Annotated in this window: 21 protein-coding genes and 1 tRNA gene; 5 read left to right on the top strand and 17 right to left on the bottom strand. The window is 70.2% G+C overall.

What is annotated here, in order from left to right; translation table 11 throughout:
* Positions 1-89 precede the first annotated feature (89 nt).
* Together OHO27_RS21395 and OHO27_RS21400 are read left to right on the top strand one after the other, a co-directional pair.
* A complete protein-coding gene (locus OHO27_RS21395; RefSeq protein WP_328426304.1) occupies positions 90-1,595 on the top strand; it encodes an MFS transporter in 1,506 nt (501 codons plus the stop codon).
* Between the two features lie 122 nt (positions 1,596-1,717).
* A complete protein-coding gene (locus OHO27_RS21400; RefSeq protein WP_328426306.1) occupies positions 1,718-2,494 on the top strand; it encodes a TetR/AcrR family transcriptional regulator in 777 nt (258 codons plus the stop codon).
* Between the two features lie 114 nt (positions 2,495-2,608).
* Here OHO27_RS21400 and OHO27_RS21405 read toward each other — a convergent pair whose 3' ends face one another.
* From OHO27_RS21405 to OHO27_RS21420, 4 genes are all read right to left on the bottom strand, one after another.
* Positions 2,609-3,082, bottom strand: coding sequence for a PPOX class F420-dependent oxidoreductase (locus tag OHO27_RS21405; protein WP_328426308.1), 474 nt, complete (start codon positions 3,080-3,082; stop codon positions 2,609-2,611).
* Positions 3,083-3,131: 49 nt separating this feature from the next.
* Positions 3,132-3,956: a YceI family protein gene (locus tag OHO27_RS21410; RefSeq protein WP_328426310.1), complete on the bottom strand. Its 825-nt coding sequence runs from the start codon at positions 3,954-3,956 to the stop codon at positions 3,132-3,134.
* A gap of 184 nt (positions 3,957-4,140) precedes the next feature.
* A complete protein-coding gene (locus OHO27_RS21415; RefSeq protein WP_328426312.1) occupies positions 4,141-6,672 on the bottom strand; it encodes an MFS transporter in 2,532 nt (843 codons plus the stop codon).
* Between the two features lie 13 nt (positions 6,673-6,685).
* A complete protein-coding gene (locus OHO27_RS21420) occupies positions 6,686-7,138 on the bottom strand; it encodes a MarR family winged helix-turn-helix transcriptional regulator (protein WP_328426314.1) in 453 nt (150 codons plus the stop codon).
* A 205-nt stretch (positions 7,139-7,343) separates the two neighbouring features.
* Between OHO27_RS21420 and OHO27_RS21425 the strand changes: the two genes are divergently transcribed.
* A complete protein-coding gene (locus tag OHO27_RS21425) occupies positions 7,344-7,538 on the top strand; it encodes a hypothetical protein (RefSeq protein WP_328426316.1) in 195 nt (64 codons plus the stop codon).
* A gap of 23 nt (positions 7,539-7,561) precedes the next feature.
* Here the strand turns inward: OHO27_RS21425 and OHO27_RS21430 are convergent, their stop codons facing one another.
* The 9 genes from OHO27_RS21430 to OHO27_RS21470 all read right to left on the bottom strand — a co-directional run bounded on the left by OHO27_RS21430 (position 7,562) and on the right by OHO27_RS21470 (position 12,977).
* The gene (locus tag OHO27_RS21430) at positions 7,562-8,320 is read right to left on the bottom strand and encodes a hypothetical protein (RefSeq protein ID WP_328426318.1); all 759 of its coding nucleotides are present in this window, start codon (positions 8,318-8,320) and stop codon (positions 7,562-7,564) included.
* Positions 8,321-8,369: 49 nt separating this feature from the next.
* Positions 8,370-9,281 carry an RNA polymerase sigma factor SigF gene (locus OHO27_RS21435; protein WP_328426320.1) on the bottom strand — a complete coding sequence of 304 codons (912 nt, stop codon included), beginning with the start codon at positions 9,279-9,281 and terminating at the stop codon, positions 8,370-8,372.
* A gap of 269 nt (positions 9,282-9,550) precedes the next feature.
* Positions 9,551-10,405: an RNA polymerase sigma factor SigF gene (locus tag OHO27_RS21440; protein WP_328426322.1), complete on the bottom strand. Its 855-nt coding sequence runs from the start codon at positions 10,403-10,405 to the stop codon at positions 9,551-9,553.
* 165 nt (positions 10,406-10,570) lie between these two features.
* On the bottom strand, positions 10,571-10,864 hold the full coding sequence (locus tag OHO27_RS21445; RefSeq protein ID WP_328426324.1) for a Dabb family protein: 294 nt from the start codon (positions 10,862-10,864) through the stop codon (positions 10,571-10,573).
* A 21-nt stretch (positions 10,865-10,885) separates the two neighbouring features.
* A complete protein-coding gene (locus OHO27_RS21450; protein WP_328426326.1) occupies positions 10,886-11,065 on the bottom strand; it encodes a hypothetical protein in 180 nt (59 codons plus the stop codon).
* 161 nt (positions 11,066-11,226) lie between these two features.
* Positions 11,227-11,311 (bottom strand) — tRNA-Ser (locus OHO27_RS21455).
* Between the two features lie 59 nt (positions 11,312-11,370).
* Entirely contained in the window at positions 11,371-11,853 is a 483-nt protein-coding gene (locus OHO27_RS21460) for a nucleoside deaminase (RefSeq protein ID WP_328430502.1), read from the bottom strand.
* A gap of 92 nt (positions 11,854-11,945) precedes the next feature.
* Positions 11,946-12,476 (bottom strand): tRNA adenosine deaminase-associated protein, encoded by a 531-nt coding sequence (locus tag OHO27_RS21465; RefSeq protein ID WP_328426328.1) that lies wholly within the window; start codon positions 12,474-12,476, stop codon positions 11,946-11,948.
* Between the two features lie 315 nt (positions 12,477-12,791).
* Positions 12,792-12,977, bottom strand: coding sequence for a hypothetical protein (locus OHO27_RS21470; protein ID WP_328426330.1), 186 nt, complete (start codon positions 12,975-12,977; stop codon positions 12,792-12,794).
* 138 nt (positions 12,978-13,115) lie between these two features.
* Here OHO27_RS21470 and upp point away from each other — a divergent pair, with 138 nt between their 5' ends.
* Positions 13,116-13,751, top strand: a complete 636-nt coding sequence (gene upp, locus OHO27_RS21475; RefSeq protein ID WP_328426332.1) for a uracil phosphoribosyltransferase — start codon at positions 13,116-13,118, stop codon at positions 13,749-13,751.
* A 58-nt stretch (positions 13,752-13,809) separates the two neighbouring features.
* On the opposite strand, the gene OHO27_RS21480 is transcribed toward upp, so the two are convergent.
* Entirely contained in the window at positions 13,810-14,421 is a 612-nt protein-coding gene (locus OHO27_RS21480; RefSeq protein ID WP_328430503.1) for a LytR C-terminal domain-containing protein, read from the bottom strand.
* Between the two features lie 137 nt (positions 14,422-14,558).
* Positions 14,559-14,855, bottom strand: a complete 297-nt coding sequence (locus OHO27_RS21485) for a type II toxin-antitoxin system VapB family antitoxin (RefSeq protein WP_003999914.1) — start codon at positions 14,853-14,855, stop codon at positions 14,559-14,561.
* A 193-nt stretch (positions 14,856-15,048) separates the two neighbouring features.
* Here OHO27_RS21485 and OHO27_RS21490 point away from each other — a divergent pair, with 193 nt between their 5' ends.
* A complete protein-coding gene (locus OHO27_RS21490) occupies positions 15,049-16,704 on the top strand; it encodes a helicase HerA-like domain-containing protein (protein WP_328426334.1) in 1,656 nt (551 codons plus the stop codon).
* Between the two features lie 30 nt (positions 16,705-16,734).
* On the opposite strand, the gene OHO27_RS21495 is transcribed toward OHO27_RS21490, so the two are convergent.
* Entirely contained in the window at positions 16,735-16,860 is a 126-nt protein-coding gene (locus OHO27_RS21495) for a hypothetical protein (RefSeq protein WP_328426335.1), read from the bottom strand.
* Between the two features lie 47 nt (positions 16,861-16,907).
* Positions 16,908-17,240, bottom strand: coding sequence for a hypothetical protein (locus tag OHO27_RS21500; RefSeq protein ID WP_328426336.1), 333 nt, complete (start codon positions 17,238-17,240; stop codon positions 16,908-16,910).
* Positions 17,241-17,303: the final 63 nt, after the last annotated feature.

The raw sequence follows: 17,303 nt of genomic DNA on the forward strand, positions 1-17,303 counted from the left end.
GGCCGTACGCCTTTCCGGCTTTCGGCGGGGTCCGGTACGGCGGGAACTCGCGTTGTACGGTGTATGGGATCTGTTCTACGCTGTACAGCATGACGACGTCCCCCCGGGAACAGGCCCCGGCCCAGCCACAGCCCGCCGCGCCGGGCGGCCACCCGCAACGCTGGCTGATCCTCGGTGTCCTGTGCGTCGCGGTGCTCACCGTGGTGCTCGACAACACCGTCCTGAACGTGGCCATCCCCTCGCTCACCCGCGAACTGGACGCCGCCACCTCCGACATCCAGTGGATGATCAACGCCTACTCGCTCGTGCAGTCGGGCCTGCTGCTCACGGCCGGCAGCGCCGCCGACCGCTACGGCCGCAAGAAGATGCTGGCCGCGGGCCTGGCCCTGTTCGGTGTGGGCTCGCTCGTGGCCGGCCTCGCCGACTCCACGGGCCAGTTGATCGCGGCGCGGGCCGGCATGGGCGTCGGCGGCGCGCTGCTGATGACCACGGTCCTGGCCGTGGCCATACAGATCTTCACGCCGGAGGAACAGCCGAAGGCGATCGGCATCTGGGCCGCGGTGAACTCGCTGGGCTTCGCGGCCGGACCGCTGCTCGGCGGCTTCATCCTGGACCACTTCTGGTGGGGCGCGATCTTCCTGATCAACATTCCGGTCGCGGTGCTCGCCCTGGTGGCGGTCGTGGTGCTCGTCCCGGAGTCGAAGAACCCGCAGGGAGACCGTCCCGACCTGGTGGGCGCCGTGCTCTCCACGATCGGCATGGCCTCCCTGGTGTACGCGATCATCTCCGGGCCCGAACACGGCTGGGCGTCGGGCCGCGTCCTGGTGACGGCGGCCGTGTCCGTCGTCGTGCTGGCCGCCTTCGCGTACTGGGAGAGCCGGATCCCGTACCCCATGATCGACATGCACTTCTTCCGGAACAGGCAGTTCACGGGGGCGGTCTCGGGCGGTGTGCTGATCACCTTCGGCATGGGCGGGTCGCTCTTCCTGCTCACCCAGCACATGCAGTTCGTGCTCGGCTACGAGCCCCTGGAGGCCGGGCTGCGGACGGCCCCGCTCGCCCTGATGATCGTGGCACTGAACTTCACCGGAGTGGCCTCGAAGTGGGCGGCCCGACTGGGGAACCCGCTGGCCATCGGGCTCGGCATGGCGGTCATGGCGGCGGGCCTCGCCTCCATCGCCACGATGGCCTCCGGCGGTTACGCCGGCACGCTGCTTGGTCTGGTGCTCATCGGCACCGGTGCCGCCGTCGCCAGTCCGGCGATGTCACACGCCATCATGAGCGCGATTCCGCCGGAGAAGGCGGGGGTCGGCGGGGGGATCAACGGGACGGTGGCGGAGTTCGGCACCGGGTTGGGCGTCGCCGTGCTGGGTGCGCTGCTCAACGCGCGGTTCGCGGCGCTGATCCCGCTGGCGGCGACGTCCCTGCCGGCGGCGCTGTCCTTGGCGGACGGCGAGGCAGAGAAGGGGCGGATTGTGGACGCGTTCTCGTCCGGGCTGGAGAGCAGTCTGTTGGTGGGGTCGTTGGCCGTGTTGCTCGGGGGGTTGGTCGCGTGGGCGTTGCTTCGGCGGGCTGAGCGGGCAGAGTTCGCCTGAGAGGTCGGGACACATACGGTTGGTGGGCGACTGCGGGGCCGTTGTGGCTGGTCGCGCAGTTCCCCGCGCACCGGTAGGGACGCTCCCGGGACCGGCGATCCGAATGTCTAGGAAGGTGCGCCATGGTGAGGGCAGCCGGGCAGTCCGCGCGGACCAGCGTCTGGCTGGAGGGCAAGGAACGTCGTGGCGGACGTGGCGGCGGGCAGCCCTCCGGGCTCGACCGGGACCGGATCACCGAGGCGACCATACGGCTGCTGGACGCGGACGGGCTGGCCAAGTTCTCCATGCGACGGCTGGCCGCCGAGCTGAACGTGACCGCGATGTCCGTCTACTGGTACGTCGACACCAAGGACGACCTGCTCGAACTCGCCCTGGACGCCGCGTTCGGTGAACTGACCCTGCCCGACCCGGAGGCCGACGAGGACTGGCGCGACCAACTGCGCGCGCTGGCCCGCGAGTACCGCGGCCTGCTGGTCCGGCACCCGTGGCTGTCGCCGCTGATCGGCACGTACGTCAACATCGGCCCGAACAGCCTCGCCTTCTCCCGCCTGGTCCAGCAGATCATCCGCAAGACCGGCCTCCCGGCACACGGCCTGGTCGCGGCCATCTCCGCCGTCTTCCAGTTCGTGTACGGCTTCGGCACGATCGAGGGCCATTTCATCGCCCGCAGCGCGGCGTTCGGCATGACCCCGGACGACTACTTCCAGCACGCCATGAGCACGGTCACCCAGGCCCCGGATGCCGCCGACATCGTCCAGGAGTCCGCGGAACTCATGGAGGCCCGGGGCGGCGACACGGTGCAGGAGATGTGGGAGAGGGACTTCGGCTTCGCCCTGGACCTGCTGGTGGCGGGCATCGAGGCGATGGTCGAAAGGGCAGGACGCGAGCAACGCCCCTAGGGCGCGGCAGCGCCGTCAGGGGCGCGGGGCTGTGTCGATTTGCGGCTCCGCCGCGTGGGCGCGACCAGCCACGACGGCCCCGCACCCGCACGACGGCCCCGCGCCCCCGAGCCCCTAGGCGTCACCCTCAACCAGCCGCGCAGGAAACCCACCTGTCGCCACCGGCCCCCACTTCTCCGGCGTGACGCGAATGATCGACTTGCCCTGCTTCAGCATCGCCGCCCGGTACTCGTCCCAGTCCGGATGCTCCCCGGCGATGTTGCGGTAGTACTCGACGAGCGGATCCACGGACTCCGGCGAGTCGATGACCTCGGCGGAACCGTCGATCTGCACCCACGGCCCGTTCCAGTCGTCACTCAGCACGAGCAGGCTGACCCGCGTGTCCCGCTTGGCATTGCGCGTCTTGGCCCGCTCGGGATACGTGGACACCACGACCCGCCCCGAGTCGTCGACCCCGCAGGTCAGCGGCGAGGCCTGGGCGCTGCCGTCGGCGCGCCGGGTCAGCAGGATGGCGCGATGACGGGGCCGTACGAAGTCCAGCAGCTCTTCGAGCGAGACGCGGGTGTTGGTCGCGATGTTCGGTGCCATGGGGTCAGCCTAGGGGCCGACCGGCTCTCTCAGCCTGACCCTGGCGTGTCTACCCTTGCGGCAGCGACTCCCCCTGCACCGCCTGGATGTCCAGCTCGACCTTGAGCGTCGTACCGATGGCCGCGATCCCCGCCTGCACGACCTGGTTGTAGTTCATGGCGAAGTCGTCCCGGTGCAGCTCGGTCGTCGCGCGGAACGCCGCCCGTGTCCCACCCCAGGGGTCGGCCCCCGTACCGAGACAGGCCAGGTCCAGGTCCACCGGCCGTACGACACCGTGCATGGTCAGCTCGCCGTGCACCGTCCAGCGGTCGGTGCCCGCGGCAGCCGTGACCCCCGTCGAGCGATACGTGATCTCGGGGTACTTCTCCACGTCCAGGAAGTCCGGCGACTTCAGGTGCCCGTCCCGCATGCCGTTCCCCGTGTCGATCGAGTCGGCCCGGATCACCGCCTCCACGCGGGACTTGGCGATGTCGTCCGGCGCGATCTCGATGGCCCCGGAGAACCGGGTGAACCGGCCGTGCACGCTGGAGATCCCCAGGTGCTGGGCGACCGCGGCGACGCTGGAGTGGGCCGGGTCGACGGTCCACGGCCCGGGCGGCGGCAGTTCCGTGCCGCCCTGCCGGGCCAGCGTCACCGTGCCGACCTCGGCGCGGCCGCTCGCGGTGACGATCGCGCTCGCCGCGGCGGGGGCGTAGCCGACGGCGGTGACGATGACGGTGTACGCCCCCGCAGGCAGCGGATTCGCGTCCCGTACGGCCCCCTCCGCGTCCGCCTCGGCCCGCAGCACCTGCGTGCCCGTCATGTCGGTCACCGTGACGACCGCGTGCGACACGGCCCAACCGTCCCGGGTACGGATCCTCGCGGTCAGTCCCATCTCACGTACTCCTCAGAAAAGTCCCAGAAGAATCCGGCCCGCGGCGCGGCGCACCTCCGCTCAGAGCGCACCGCCACCACGGGCCGGAGCGTGGCCCGGTCGCCAATCTCCCGCCTGCCGCGCGGCGTCTGGTGCGCGGCTCGCCCTTCGGGCGGACGACGGGAGATTGACGACCGGGCCACCACTACTCGCCGGGGTGGGCGAGTTCGATGTCGTGGTCGTCGGCTCCGCGGCCGGTCACCGTCAGGGCCGTTGCCACCGGCGGGTAGCCCGTCGCGATGACCGTGTACTCGCCGCCGTCCAGGTCGGTGAAGGCGTACGCCCCGTCCGGCCCGGTGGTGGCACTGCCCACGACGTTGCCCGCGGCGTCCACCAGCGTGACGCGCGCGTCGGCGAGCGGGCCGTGCGGCGCCCGTACGACGCCCTGGACCTGGGCACCTGCCTCCAGGTCGACCTCGACCCGGGTGACCCCGGTGCCGCCGACCTCGACGGGCAGGGCGCGCGGCCGGTATCCGCCGGCGTTCACCGCGACGGTCACGGCGCCGGGGACCAGCTCGGCGAAGCTGAACTCGCCCTGCTCACCCGTGGTCGCCGTGGCCAGCAGATCGCCGCGCACGTCGGTGACGATCACCATTGCGTCCTTGACGGCCAGCGCGCTCCCCGCGGCCCGGACCACACCGGTCAGGCCACTGGTGCCGCTGAGCAGGATGTCGTACGCCACCGGCTCGTCACCGCCCACGACGATCGTGGAGGCCTGCGGCTGGAAGCCGTCGGCGGAGGCGATCAGGACGTACGAGCCCGCGCCCGGCGCGTCGACCGCGTACGAGCCGTCGGCCTGTGCCACCGAGCGGCCCAGCTGCCGCCCGGCCAGGGAGATCAGCGTGACGGCGGCCTGCGGCACCGGCGCGCTCTCCGCGCCGCGCACGAAGCCGCTGACCGGGACGCCGCCGAACGACGCGCCGCCGGTCTCCTCGGCACGCGCCACCGTGGCGACGGCGGCGAGCTTCTGGGTGCCGTCGGGAGCGGCCTCCGTGTCCGAGGAGGCGGAGGAGGCGGCGGCCCAGCTCGGGATCCGCTCCTGCGCGGCGGCCGGTGCGGCGGCCTCGGCGGGCTCCGGCGTGGCGGGCTCGGCGCCTTCGGCTGCCTGGGCCAGGGCGCCCTTGGTCTTCAACGGGACCTCCTTGATGAACAGGGCGAACAGGAGGGCGAGGAAGGCGATCGGCGCGGCATACAGGAAGACGTCCGCGACGCCGTGGCCGTACGCGCTCTCGATGACCGTGCGCACCGGCCCCGGCAGCGCGTCGAGGTCGGGGATCTCGCCGTGGCCGGACGAGCCGCCCTGTACGCCGAGCTTGGTCATGCCCTCCTCGGCGTAGTGGGTGATGCGGTGACTGAGGACCGCGCCGAGGGCCGAGACGCCCATGGCGCCGCCGAGGGAGCGGAAGAAGTTCACGACCGAGCTGGCGACGCCCAGGTCGCTCGGGGCCACCTGGTTCTGCGTGGCCAGGACCAGGTTCTGCATCATCATGCCGACGCCGAGACCCAGCAGGGCCATGAAGATCGCGACGTGCCAGTACTCGGTGTCGTAGCGGATCGTGCCCAGCAGCCCGAGGCCCGCCGTCACCAGCACACCGCCGGCGAGCAGCCACGCCTTCCAGCGGCCGGTGCGGGTGATGACCTGGCCGGAGACGGTCGAGGAGACGAACAGGCCGACGATCATCGGGATCGTCAGGACACCGGACATGGTCGGCGACTCGTTGCGGGCCAGCTGGAAGTACTGGCTGAAGAAGATCGTGCCCGCGAACATCGCGATGCCGACGAACAGGGAGGCCAGCGAGGCCAGCGTGATGGTGCGGTTGCGGAACAGCCGCAGCGGGATGATCGGCTCGCTCGCCTTGGATTCCACGAAGATGAAGATCAGCAGGAGCGCGAGCGAGCCGCCGGTCATCGCGTACGTCTGCCAGGACAGCCAGTCGTACTTGTCACCGGCGAAGGTCACCCAGACCAGCAGCAGGCAGACGGCGGCGGTGATGAAGAGTGCGCCCGCCCAGTCGACCTTGACCTTCCGGCGGACGACCGGGAGGTGCAGGGTGCGCTGCAGCACGATCAGGGCGACGACGGCGAAGGGCACGCCGACGTAGAAGCACCAGCGCCAGCCGAGCCAGTCGGTGTCGGTGATGACACCGCCGATCAGCGGGCCGCCGACCATCGCGGTCGCGAACGTGGCGCCGAGGTAGCCGTTGTACCGGCCGCGCTCCCGCGGGGAGATCATCGCGGCCAGGATGATCTGGGCCAGCGAGGACAGACCGCCCATGCCGATGCCCTGCACCGCGCGGAACGTGATGAGCATGGCCGGGTTCTGCGAAAGACCGGCCAGTGCTGAGCCGGCCACGAAGATCACGAGGGCCAGCTGTATGAGGAGCTTCTTGGAGAACAGGTCGGCGAGCTTGCCCCACAGTGGCGTGGACGCGGTCATCGCCAGCAGCGACGCGGTGACCACCCAGGTGTAGGCGCTCTGGCCGCCGCCGAGGTCCTTGATGATGTCTGGCAGGGCGTTGGAGACGATCGTCGACGACAGGATCGCGACGAACATGCCGAGCAGCAGCCCGGTCAGGGCCTCCATGATCTGCCGGTGCGACATCGGGGCGCCGTCGGCGGAGGCACCTGCTGAGTGCTTGGCGTGCGCCCGCACACCGGCTGGTGTGGTCGTTGCCATGAAATTCCTTTTCCTACTGGGTGATCGCGGGTGTACGGGGGGACTCGTCGAAGGACGACCTCAGCCGCGCCATGAGCCGGGTGAGCTGGATGACCTCGTCATCGGTCCAGTCGCTCAGGCGCTCGGCGAGCATCTGCGTGGTGCACCGCGACAGCCGGTCCACCTGTGCCAGGCCCTCGGGCGTCAGGCGCAGGATGCGTGAGCGCTTGTCCGCCGGGTCGGCGGACCGCTCGATCCAGCCGCGCTCCACGATGTGGGCGACATGGCGACTGGTGACCGACATGTCCACGGCCAGCAACTCCGCGAGCCTGCTCATGCGCATGTCGCCGTGGCGGTTCAGCAACGTCAGTACGGCGGCGGAACCGGCGGGACAGTCGGACGGCAGGACCCGCCCCATCTCCCGTTTCACGGCGCCGAAGGCGCTGAACTGACGGACCAGCTCCTCGTACTGCGCCTGCTCGGCCATCACATCTCCGTCGTTTGTTGCTTAGGGCAACCATAGAAGCCATTGGTTGCTACAGGCAAACAAAAGGGGTGGGTGAGCCGCAAAAACTTGGCAAAGGCAAGTATTGCGACCGTAAATGTGCAGGTCGGGTGGGTCCTGTGACCCCCTGTGCAGGGCGGGAGCCCCCACTTGGGCCGAACGGGCGGATTCGCTAGGGTCTCAGGCCATGGCTAACACCCAGGGCCCCCAGGGCAACCACGACCCCGCAGGCAACACCCAGATGTTCCGCGCGTTCGTCGACGAGGGCCCGCAGGGCGGTCGGCAGCAGCAGGCCTCCTCCGGTCCCCGCATCGGCCTCATCGTCGGCGTGATCGCCGCCGTGGTGATCGTGGCGGCGGTGGCCTGGCTGGCGCTCAAGTAAGCGCTGCCGGGTTCACTTCCGGTTCACTTCCACCGGACGGAGACGTCCCGCGTCTCGATGTGCATGCCGAGCGGCACCCGCCAGGACTCGACGCACACCGTCCAGCTCTTCCCCTTGCGCGCGCCGGCCTTGATCGGCGCCGGGAGTTCCTGCGACGACTCGATCGTCGCCCAGTCGATGCCGAGCGCGCCGATGATGTGGGTGCCGAAGGTGACGGTGCCCGAACGCACGGCTGTGCCACCGGAGTTGTGGAAGGCCAGCGTCACCTTCTCGCACCAGCGCTTGTCGGCGGGCTCCCGTACGGGGTCGCTCACGGTCAGCTTCGCGGGCGAGGGAGTGGTCGCGGGCGTCCGGGGTGCGGGTGAACTGCTGGGCGGGTCGGCCTGGTCGGTCGGCGTGATCGCGCGGCCGGGGGTTTCACTCGGGAGGCGGCCGGGACTCTCCGTTCCTCCGCGCTCTGCTTCCCCGGAGGCTGTCGGCTCCTGACTCCCGCCTTCACCAGGGGAGTTACCGCCGTCCTCGCCACTGCCACCGCTGTCGTCGCCGCCCTCGCCGCCCTGCGGCCCGTCGAGCGGCACCAGCGTCACCTCGCCCGTCGGTGCGGCAGCCGTACCGGAGACGCGAGGCGGACCGCCCGCCGCGCCCGTCGCGACGTATCCGTCACCGCCTCCGCCGCCTCCGCACGCGGCCAGCGCTCCGCCCAGGCAGACGACGGCCGCCGAAGCACCGATCACGGCGCGCCGACGGCCAGGTGTCGAGGTCGTCCATATCCGGCGAAGCATCGGGCCATGGTGGCTGACGCTCCGTCAAATATGAAGGGCACAGCAGGGGTCAGTCGGAGATGAGGCCTTCGCGCAGCTGCGCCAGGGTGCGGGTGAGCAGCCGGGAGACGTGCATCTGGGAGATGCCGACCTCCTCGCCGATCTGCGACTGGGTCATGTTCGCGAAGAAGCGGAGCATGATGATCCGGCGCTCGCGAGGCGGGAGTTTGGCCAGCAGCGGCTTGAGGGACTCGCGGTACTCGACGCCCTCGAGGGCGGTGTCCTCGTACCCGAGCCGGTCGGCCAGCGAGCCCTCGCCGCCGTCGTCCTCCGGGGCCGGGGAGTCCAGCGAGGAGGCGGTGTACGCGTTGCCGACGGCGAGGCCGTCGACGACGTCCTCCTCGGACACACCCAGCACGGCGGCGAGTTCGGTCACCGTCGGGGACCGGTCCAGCTTCTGGGAGAGCTCGTCGCTGGCCTTGGTGAGGGCGAGGCGCAGCTCCTGGAGCCGGCGCGGGACGCGCACCGACCACGAGGTGTCGCGGAAGAACCGCTTGATCTCGCCGACGACCGTCGGCATCGCGAACGTCGGGAACTCCACGCCCCGTTCGCAGTCGAAGCGGTCGATCGCCTTGATCAGGCCGATGGTGCCGACCTGGACGATGTCCTCCATCGGCTCGTTGCGCGAGCGGAAGCGGGCGGCCGCGTAGCGCACCAGCGGGAGGTTGAGCTCGATCAGCGTGTCCCGGACGTACGCGCGTTCGGGGCTGTGCTCGTCCAGTGCGGCGAGCCGCAGGAACAGGGAGCGGGACAGGGTGCGGGTGTCGATGTCACCCGAGGCCGGTACGGCCGGGACATCGGTTGCCGGGAGGGCCTGGGCCGGGACGGCCTCCAGAGCCGTGACGTCGTCGAGAACGGCGTCGGGCGCGGACTCGCTCTTTGTGAGCGTGAGCACCTTCGAGCTGCCCTGGTCTGCGGACATGCCACCCCCTTTGGGTCGCGGGACGGTCGTGGCGTAACGCTCCGAACGAGGAACGCCAGCCTTCACCTGAATACCGGAGCCGAAGCCACGGCAAACGCGCTTCCCGAAGAATGTCACATGTCGGCAACACGCTGTAGTGACATGTCGACATGTGAGACTTGAATCCGCCCTGGATAAAGGGGGTCTGACGGCCTTTCAACAGAGAACTGTCGGGATCCGCCCTGGTGAGCGATTCGCTCGCGACGGTTACGACTCGATCCTGCTTGCGGTTACGCGTCGATCCGGTTCGCCGAACGCAGTCGCTGGAAGCTACGCGCGAGTAGCCTCGAAACGTGCATCTGGGAGACCCCGAGTTCCGCACTGATTTGCGATTGGGTGAGGTTGCTGTAGTACCGCAGAAGAAGGATTCTCTGCTCGCGTTCGGGGAGTTGGACCAGCAGGTGCCGGACCAGGTCCCGGTGCTCCACGCCGTCCAGGGCCGGGTCCTCGTAGCCGAGCCGGTCCAGCAGTCCGGGCAGCCCGTCGCCCTCCTGCGCGGCCTCCAGTGAGGTGGCGTGGTACGAGCGTCCGGCCTCGATGCAGGACAGCACCTCGTCCTCGGTGATGCGCAGCCGCTCGGCGATCTCGGCGGTGGTGGGGGTGCGCCCGAAGGCGGTGGTGAGGTCCTCGGTCGCACTGTTGACCTGGACCCACAGCTCGTGCAGCCGGCGCGGTACGTGGACCGTGCGGACGTTGTCCCGGAAGTACCGCTTGATCTCACCGACGACGGTCGGCATGGCGAACGTCGGGAACTGCACGCCCCGCTCCGGGTCGAAGCGGTCGATGGCGTTGATGAGCCCGATCGTGCCGACCTGGATCACGTCCTCCATCGGCTCGTTGCGGGAGCGGAAACGGGCGGCCGCGTAGCGCACGAGCGGGAGGTTGGCCTCGATGAGCGCCCCGCGCACGCGGTTGTGCTCCGGCGTGCCCGGCGTCAGGTCCTTGAGCTCCCCGAAGAGCACCTGTGTCAGCGCCCGGGTGTCGGCACCGCGGCTGCGGGGCGGCGGGGACGCGGGGGTGTCCTCCTGGGTCGGGGCTTGAGGCGCAGTACTGGCCGGCACGGTCAACTCCACCTCGTGATCCATCAACTCATCCGTCAAAAGCGGTCATAGCATCACAAGACAGTTCATTGTGTTCAAGTACCGCATAATCCCGTGTTGGGGATGGAACGCTGCGCAAGACACGCGAAAGCCCCCCGCCGTTCCGGCGGAGGGCTGCGGGGGTTCCGGGAGGAGCCGGGGGACCGTGGCTCAGAATTCGTAGTCGGCGATCACCCAGGTGGCGAACTCCCGCCACAGGGCGACGCCCGCCTGGTGCTCGGGGTGCTCCGCGTAGACGCGGAGGGCGGCGGTGTCCTCGAAGGCGGAGTTGATGGCGAAGTCGTAGGCGATGGGGCGGTCGCTGAAGTTCCAGCCCAGCTCCCAGTGGCGCAGCTCGGGGATCTTGCCCTCCAGCGAGCGGAAGGCCTCGACGCCCTCCACGACCCGCGGGTCGTCGCGCTCGACGCCCTCGTTGAGCTTGAAGAGGACCAGGTGGCGGATCATGAGTTCTCCCTGCGGCAGGACCTAGCTGTCGCCACCGTTGGCGATCCACGTCATGAAGTCGCCGATGGCCTGGGCGGCGTCCGATATGCCCTCGAACCCTATCTGCACGTAGTCGGCGGCCTTCTCCGGGTCGGTGATGATCACGTAGAGCGCGAAGACCACGACCACATAGACGGCGACCTTCTTCGAATTCACCGCCATCGCGGCCTCCCCTGTGGCTGCTGTTCTGACTGTGTCTGCTGCGCCGAACGAGTCGAAAGAGCCGAAAGGGCCCCGTGTTACCGGCGGTGAGTGTAACCTTCGCGCCTCTCGGGAGATCAACAGCACGAAGGGCCCCGTCTGACGACGGGGCCCTTCTTCAGCGGTAGCGGAGGGATTTGAACCCTCGGTGACTTGCGCCACACTCGCTTTCGAGGCGAGCTCCTTCGGCCGCTCGGACACGCTACCGAGGGAGACCTTACAGCAAGGCCCGCCCTGCCCCGAAATCGGTATTCGCCGAGCTCGGGTCACCGATCCCGGAAGAAGTCGGTGAGCAGCCGGGCGCACTCCTCGGCGAGTACGCCCTCGATCACCTCGGGCCGGTGATTGAGCCGCCGGTCGCGCACGACGTCCCACAGGGAGCCCGCCGCGCCGGCCTTCTCGTCCCGGGCGCCGTAGACGACCCGGTCCACCCGGGACTGCACGATCGCGCCCGCGCACATCGTGCAGGGCTCCAGCGTGACGACGAGCGTGCAGCCGGACAGCCGCCACTCGCCCGCCCGTCGCCCACCACCACCCTTGCCGGAGGCGCTCCGCGCCGCCCCTGCCAATTGCGCGGCGGCCCTGCGGATCGCCAGGACCTCGGCGTGCGCGGTCGGATCGCCGGTCGCCTCGCGCTCGTTGTGGCCGACGCCGAGCACGGTCGTGCCGTCGGCGGACAGCACGACGGCGCCGACGGGGACGTCACCGCCCCGGACGGCCAGTTCGGCCTCGTCCAGGGCGAGCCGCATCGCGGCCCGCCAGCGGTCGCGTACGGGGTCGGGCACTTCCGATTCCTCGGGCACCTCGGTCCCCTCGGGTACCGACCCCGGGTCGAACGAGGTCAGCGGACGGTCTCCAGCACCTCCGAGGCGCCCAGCGCCTCGGCGATGGCGCCCAGCGCGTCCTCGGCGTCCAGGGCCTTCAGTTCCTTCTCGCCGACGCCGAGGTCGTCGAGGATCTCGCTGTCGCCGACGGGGCTGTGCGGGACGGCGTCCGCGCCGCCGCCCTCCTCGTCGTCATCGGAGTCGCCGTCGGGCTCCTCCGTGCCGTCGAGGTCCAGGGAGTCCAGGTCGGCGCTGTCGTCGCCGGGCTCCCTGCCGAGCAGTTCGTCGGTGAGCAGGATCTCGCCGTAGCTGCTGCGGGCAGCGGCGGCGGCGTCCGAGACGTAGATACGAGGGTCGTCCTCGCCGTCGATCCGGACGACGCCGAACCAGGCGTCCTCCTGCTCGATGAGCACCAGCACCGTGTCGTCCTCGGGCGAGGCTTCACGGGCCAGTTCGGCCAGATCCGACAGGCTCTCCACATCGTCGAGCTCTCTGTCGCTCGCTTCCCACCCGTCTTCGGTGCGCGCGAGCAGTGCGGCGAAGTACACCGTGACTCTCCCACTGGTCGTAGGCGTGCCGGTTGGGGGTCCCCCCGGCGGAGGTTGGGGGCGGGGAGAGCTGTGCTCCGAGCCCACCCACTCGGAATCGTGGCAGAAACAAGGCGTTCAGGGGACGTCTTCGGCTCCCTGTGTCCGGCAGTTTTGATCGCGTCGTCCCGAGGGTGTCCGCGAGCACCTCCGTGAAGGACTCACCAGCACACTCGTTGCCGCCACGTGCGGATCGTACGCGGCTTTTCCAGGTGTCCAAGCACGCCCAGCGCCTCAACGCCCCCGAAGGGCGCGGATCTTCCCCGCTACCTCGCCCTACCAGCGGAACGTTCGCATGCGCATGGCGTGGCGCAGCCGGGACGCCTTGGCGCGGCGTGGCTGGACGCGGTCCCGCAGCGCGCGGGCCTCGGCGAGCTCCCACAGGAACTGTGCCCGGCGGCGACGGCGCGCGGAGTCGGCCTCCGCCTGCGCGGTGTCCGCCGGGGACTCACGGTCAGGCATAGGCACACCACCCCCGGTACGTCTCTCCCACTTTCCCTCCGATGGGCGGTTTGATGCCAGCACAAGGGTTAAGTGACGGCCCTGGGGTTGCTGCGTGTGAGGACGCCTGGCATACCGGGCCCGGTTACTGTTGTGGACATGCGTCTACACGTCGTCGACCACCCCCTGGTCGCCCACAAGCTCACCGCGCTGCGCGACCAGCGCACCGACTCCGCGACCTTCCGCCGGCTCGCCGACGAACTGGTCACCCTGCTCGCCTACGAGGCCACGCGGGACGTGCGCACCGAAGCGGTCGACATCACGACCCCGGTCACCGGCACCACCGGCGTCAAGCTCTCCTACCCGCGCCCCCTCGTGGTGCCGATCCTGCGCGCCGGCCTCGGCATGCTGGACGGCATGGTCCGGCTGCTGCCGACCGCCGAGGTGGGCTTCCTGGGCATGATCCGCAACGAGGAGACGCTCCAGGCCTCCACGTACGCCACGCGCATGCCGGAGGACCTCTCGGGCCGTCAGGTCTACGTCCTGGACCCGATGCTCGCCACCGGCGGCACGCTGGTCGCGGCGATCCAGGAGCTCATCAAGCGCGGCGCCGACGACGTGACGGCCGTGGTGCTGCTGGCCGCCCCCGAGGGCGTCGAGCTCATGGAACGCGAACTGGCGGGCACGCCGGTGACGGTCGTGACGGCCGCCGTCGACGACCACCTCAACGAACACGGGTACATCGTCCCGGGGCTGGGAGACGCGGGGGACCGCCTGTACGGCGCCGCCGAATAGGCCCTGTCAGGGGGCCGAACAGGTTCTACGAGGCTGAGGGGCCAGGGGCCCTACTGCCTCAGCAGCTCTTCTTGCCGGTGGGCGTCGGCTCGGGGTTGGCCAGTGCGGTCAGCGCCTTGTCGGCGTCCGCCTTCTTCGTGAGCTCCTTGAAGCGGTTGCCGATGATCAGGTCGACGGCCGGGCCCTTGCGCGCGGGGTCGGTGCGGCGCTCGGCGGCGCCTAGCTGGGTGCCGAGGACGGGCAGCGCGGTGTCCAGGGCCGAGGACGGGCCGAGCAGTAGCCCGGTGCCCTTGACCTTCTTGTCGAACTCCTTGGCCGCGTTGCCCACATCGCCGATCTTGAAGCCGCGCTTCTTCAGCTCGTCCGCGGTCTGCTTGGCGAGGCCGCTGCGGGTCGTGGCGTTGAAGACGTTGACGGTGATCTTGCCCGGCTCGGGCAGCGGCGCTGTGGCGGAAGCCGAGGGCGTCGCGCGGGACCCGCAGTCGGCCTTCGGACCGGCCGCAGAGGCTTTTCCGCCGTCGGTGAAGACATCGATGAGCTGCAGCGTGCCCCAGCCGATCATGCCCAGCACGGCGGCCGAGGCGACGGTGAGGACGACGAGCCTGCCGCGCCGCCGAGGACGGCGCATTCGCGGGTACTTGTCCCCCTTGATCCGGTACTGGCCGCCCATGCCCGGGGGAGTCAGCATGCTCATGGGCGCAGCGTAGTGCGCCCGAGCGGCAATGCCTACTAGATGATCATTCGATCCTGCCCGGTCCAACCCGAAAGGGCCAACAAGTCCCGCCCGATGGGCGCGCCGACCCGGGTTCAGTCCAGTTCGAGGACGCGCGCGTGCAGCACCTGGCGCTGCTGCAGCGCCGCGCGCACCGCGCGGTGCAGGCCGTCCTCCAGATACAGGTCGCCCTGCCACTTCACGACGTGCGCGAAGAGGTCGCCGTAGAACGTGGAGTCCTCGGCGAGCAGGGTTTCCAGATCGAGCTGACCCTTGGTCGTCACGAGCTGATCGAGGCGGACCGGGCGCGGCGCGACGTCCGCCCACTGCCGGGTGCTTTCCCGGCCGTGGTCGGGGTACGGCCGGCCGTTTCCGATGCGCTTGAAGATCACACGGAAAGCCTACCGGTCAAGACCTTCCGGGCGCAGCCATGGCGACGCAGTGCGACGCTGGAAAAACCGGGGCAAACGGAATGAAACGGCAAAGATCGAGACGGCGACGGCCAGATCGACGGGGAGACGGGGTCGTGCGAGGGGTTGCTCCGAACGGGGAGTACGTCGGAATTTCAGTGGGCGGAGGTCTGGCATGAGCGAGCGAGAGAGCAGGGCCAAGGGCGGTTCGGGGACCGTGTCGTCGGCCGGGGCTCCCGAGGTGCGGGGCACTGCCGCCGCGCTGCCGCAGGAGGCCCTGGAGATCGCCGCCGGGTATGCCTTCGGCGGCCCCGCCCTCGATCTGGGCGCCCTGCTCTGGGACGGCCGGTGCCTGCCCGACGCGCAGGTCCGGGTGCCCTTGCCCATGCTGAACCGGCACGGCCTGGTCGCGGGCGCCACCGGCACCGGCAAGACCAAGACGCTCCAGCTGATCGCCGAGCAGCTGTCGGCGCAGGGTGTGCCGGTGTTCCTGGCGGACATCAAGGGCGACCTGTCCGGGGTCGCGGCGCCGGGGCAGCCGAACGACAAGGTGCGCTCGCGTGCCGCCGAGGTCCACCAGGACTGGACGGCGACCGGTTTCCCCGCCGAGTTCTACGCCCTCGGGGGCATCGGCCACGGCATCCCCGTACGGGCCACGGTCACCAGCTTCGGCCCGGTCCTGCTGTCCAAGGTCCTCCAGCTCAACCAGACCCAGGAGCAGTCCCTCGGCCTGATCTTCCACTACGCCGACACCAAGGGTCTGGAACTGGTCGACCTCAAGGACCTCAGGGCGGTCGTCGCCTTCCTCACCTCCGAGGAGGGCAAGGGCGAGCTCAGGAACATCGGCGGGCTCTCGACCGCCACCGCCGGGGTGATCCTGCGGTCCCTGACCGCCTTCGAGGCGCAGGGCATGGCGGACTTCTTCGGGGAGCCGGAGTTCGACACGAGCGAGTTCCTGCGGACGGCACCGGAGGGGCGGGGCGTCGTGTCGGTCCTCGAACTGGCCGCCGTGCAGGACAGACCGCAGCTGTTCTCGACCTTCCTGATGTGGCTGCTCGCGGACCTCTTCCATGACCTGCCGGAGGTCGGGGACGCCGACAAGCCGAAGCTCGTGTTCTTCTTCGACGAGGCGCATCTGCTGTTCGACGACGCGTCCAAGGCCTTCCTGGACTCGATCACGCAGACCGTGCGGCTGATTCGCTCGAAAGGGGTCGGCGTCTTCTTCGTGACGCAGACGCCGAAGGACGTCCCCGCCGAAGTGCTCGGCCAGCTCGGCAACCGCATCCAGCACGCACTGCGCGCCTTCACGCCCGACGATCAGAAGGCGCTCAAGGCCACGGTGAAGACCTTCCCCAACTCGGCGTACGACCTGGAGGAGCTCCTCACCGGCCTCGGCACCGGCGAGGCCGTGGTGACGGTGCTCAGCGAGAGGGGCGCCCCGACACCGGTCGCCGCGACCCGGCTGCGGGCCCCCGAGTCGCTGATGGGGCCGGTCGAGGCCGGCGAGCTGGAGCGGGCGGTGACGGCGTCCGCGCTGTACGGGCGGTATGCACAGGCTGTGGACAGGGAGTCGGCGTACGAGCGGCTCCAGCCGTCCCGGGGCGGCAAGGGGCCGGACGAGATGCGCGAGGCGCGCGGCGGGAAGGGGCCCGACGAGATCCGCGAGGCGACGGGGGCGGCGGACCAGCGGGCTCGGCAGAAGGAGCAGCCCTCCGTCGTCGAGCAGGTCGTGGGCAGCGGCATGTTCAAGTCCCTGGCTCGGTCGGTCGGTACGCAGATCGGGCGGGAGATCACCCGGTCGCTGTTCGGCACGGCGCGGCGGAGGCGGTGACCTGGAGAAAGCCCGCCTCCGCCGCCCGCGTCAGCCGCGCTCCCGGACCTTCGGGGGAACCTGCGGCTTGGCCTTCTTCACCTGCGGTGCCGGCGTGTTGCGTACGGCCTCGGCGCGCAGCAGGGCGCGCAGGACCGCGTAGTGATCGGTGGGCATGACTGTGCTCCTTGTGTCGTACTGACGGACCTCGTGGCTGGGGTCTGTCAGCAGCGCAGGACCACGGTGCGCAGGATGTGCGGGACGTACGGCTGCCCGGGCGGCGCGCAGGACCGAGGGGCCGGTGCGGCGCCGGGCGCCGGCCTCGGGGGCGGGGCCGGACGCGTCCGTACGGCGTTGCGCCGGTCGGCCCGGGCCGGTGGCCGCAGGGCCGTGTCGAGGACGTCGTGCTCGGCGACCTCGCCGGAGACGCCGGCCACGACGGGCAGGGCGTGCGCCTGGGCGTGCGCGCCCGGCACCAGCAACGCGAGCAGCAGCACGAGGACCCGCAGCCAGGCGCGGCTGCGCGAGAGGCGTCGTGCGGTACTCGCGGTACTCACGGAAGGTCATCTCCCCGCGGGCCGTACGGCGTTCATCCCGTTCGGCGTGAGATACGCCCGTAC

It is taken from the genome of Streptomyces sp. NBC_00443 (genome assembly GCF_036014175.1).
Taxonomy (GTDB): domain Bacteria; phylum Actinomycetota; class Actinomycetes; order Streptomycetales; family Streptomycetaceae; genus Streptomyces.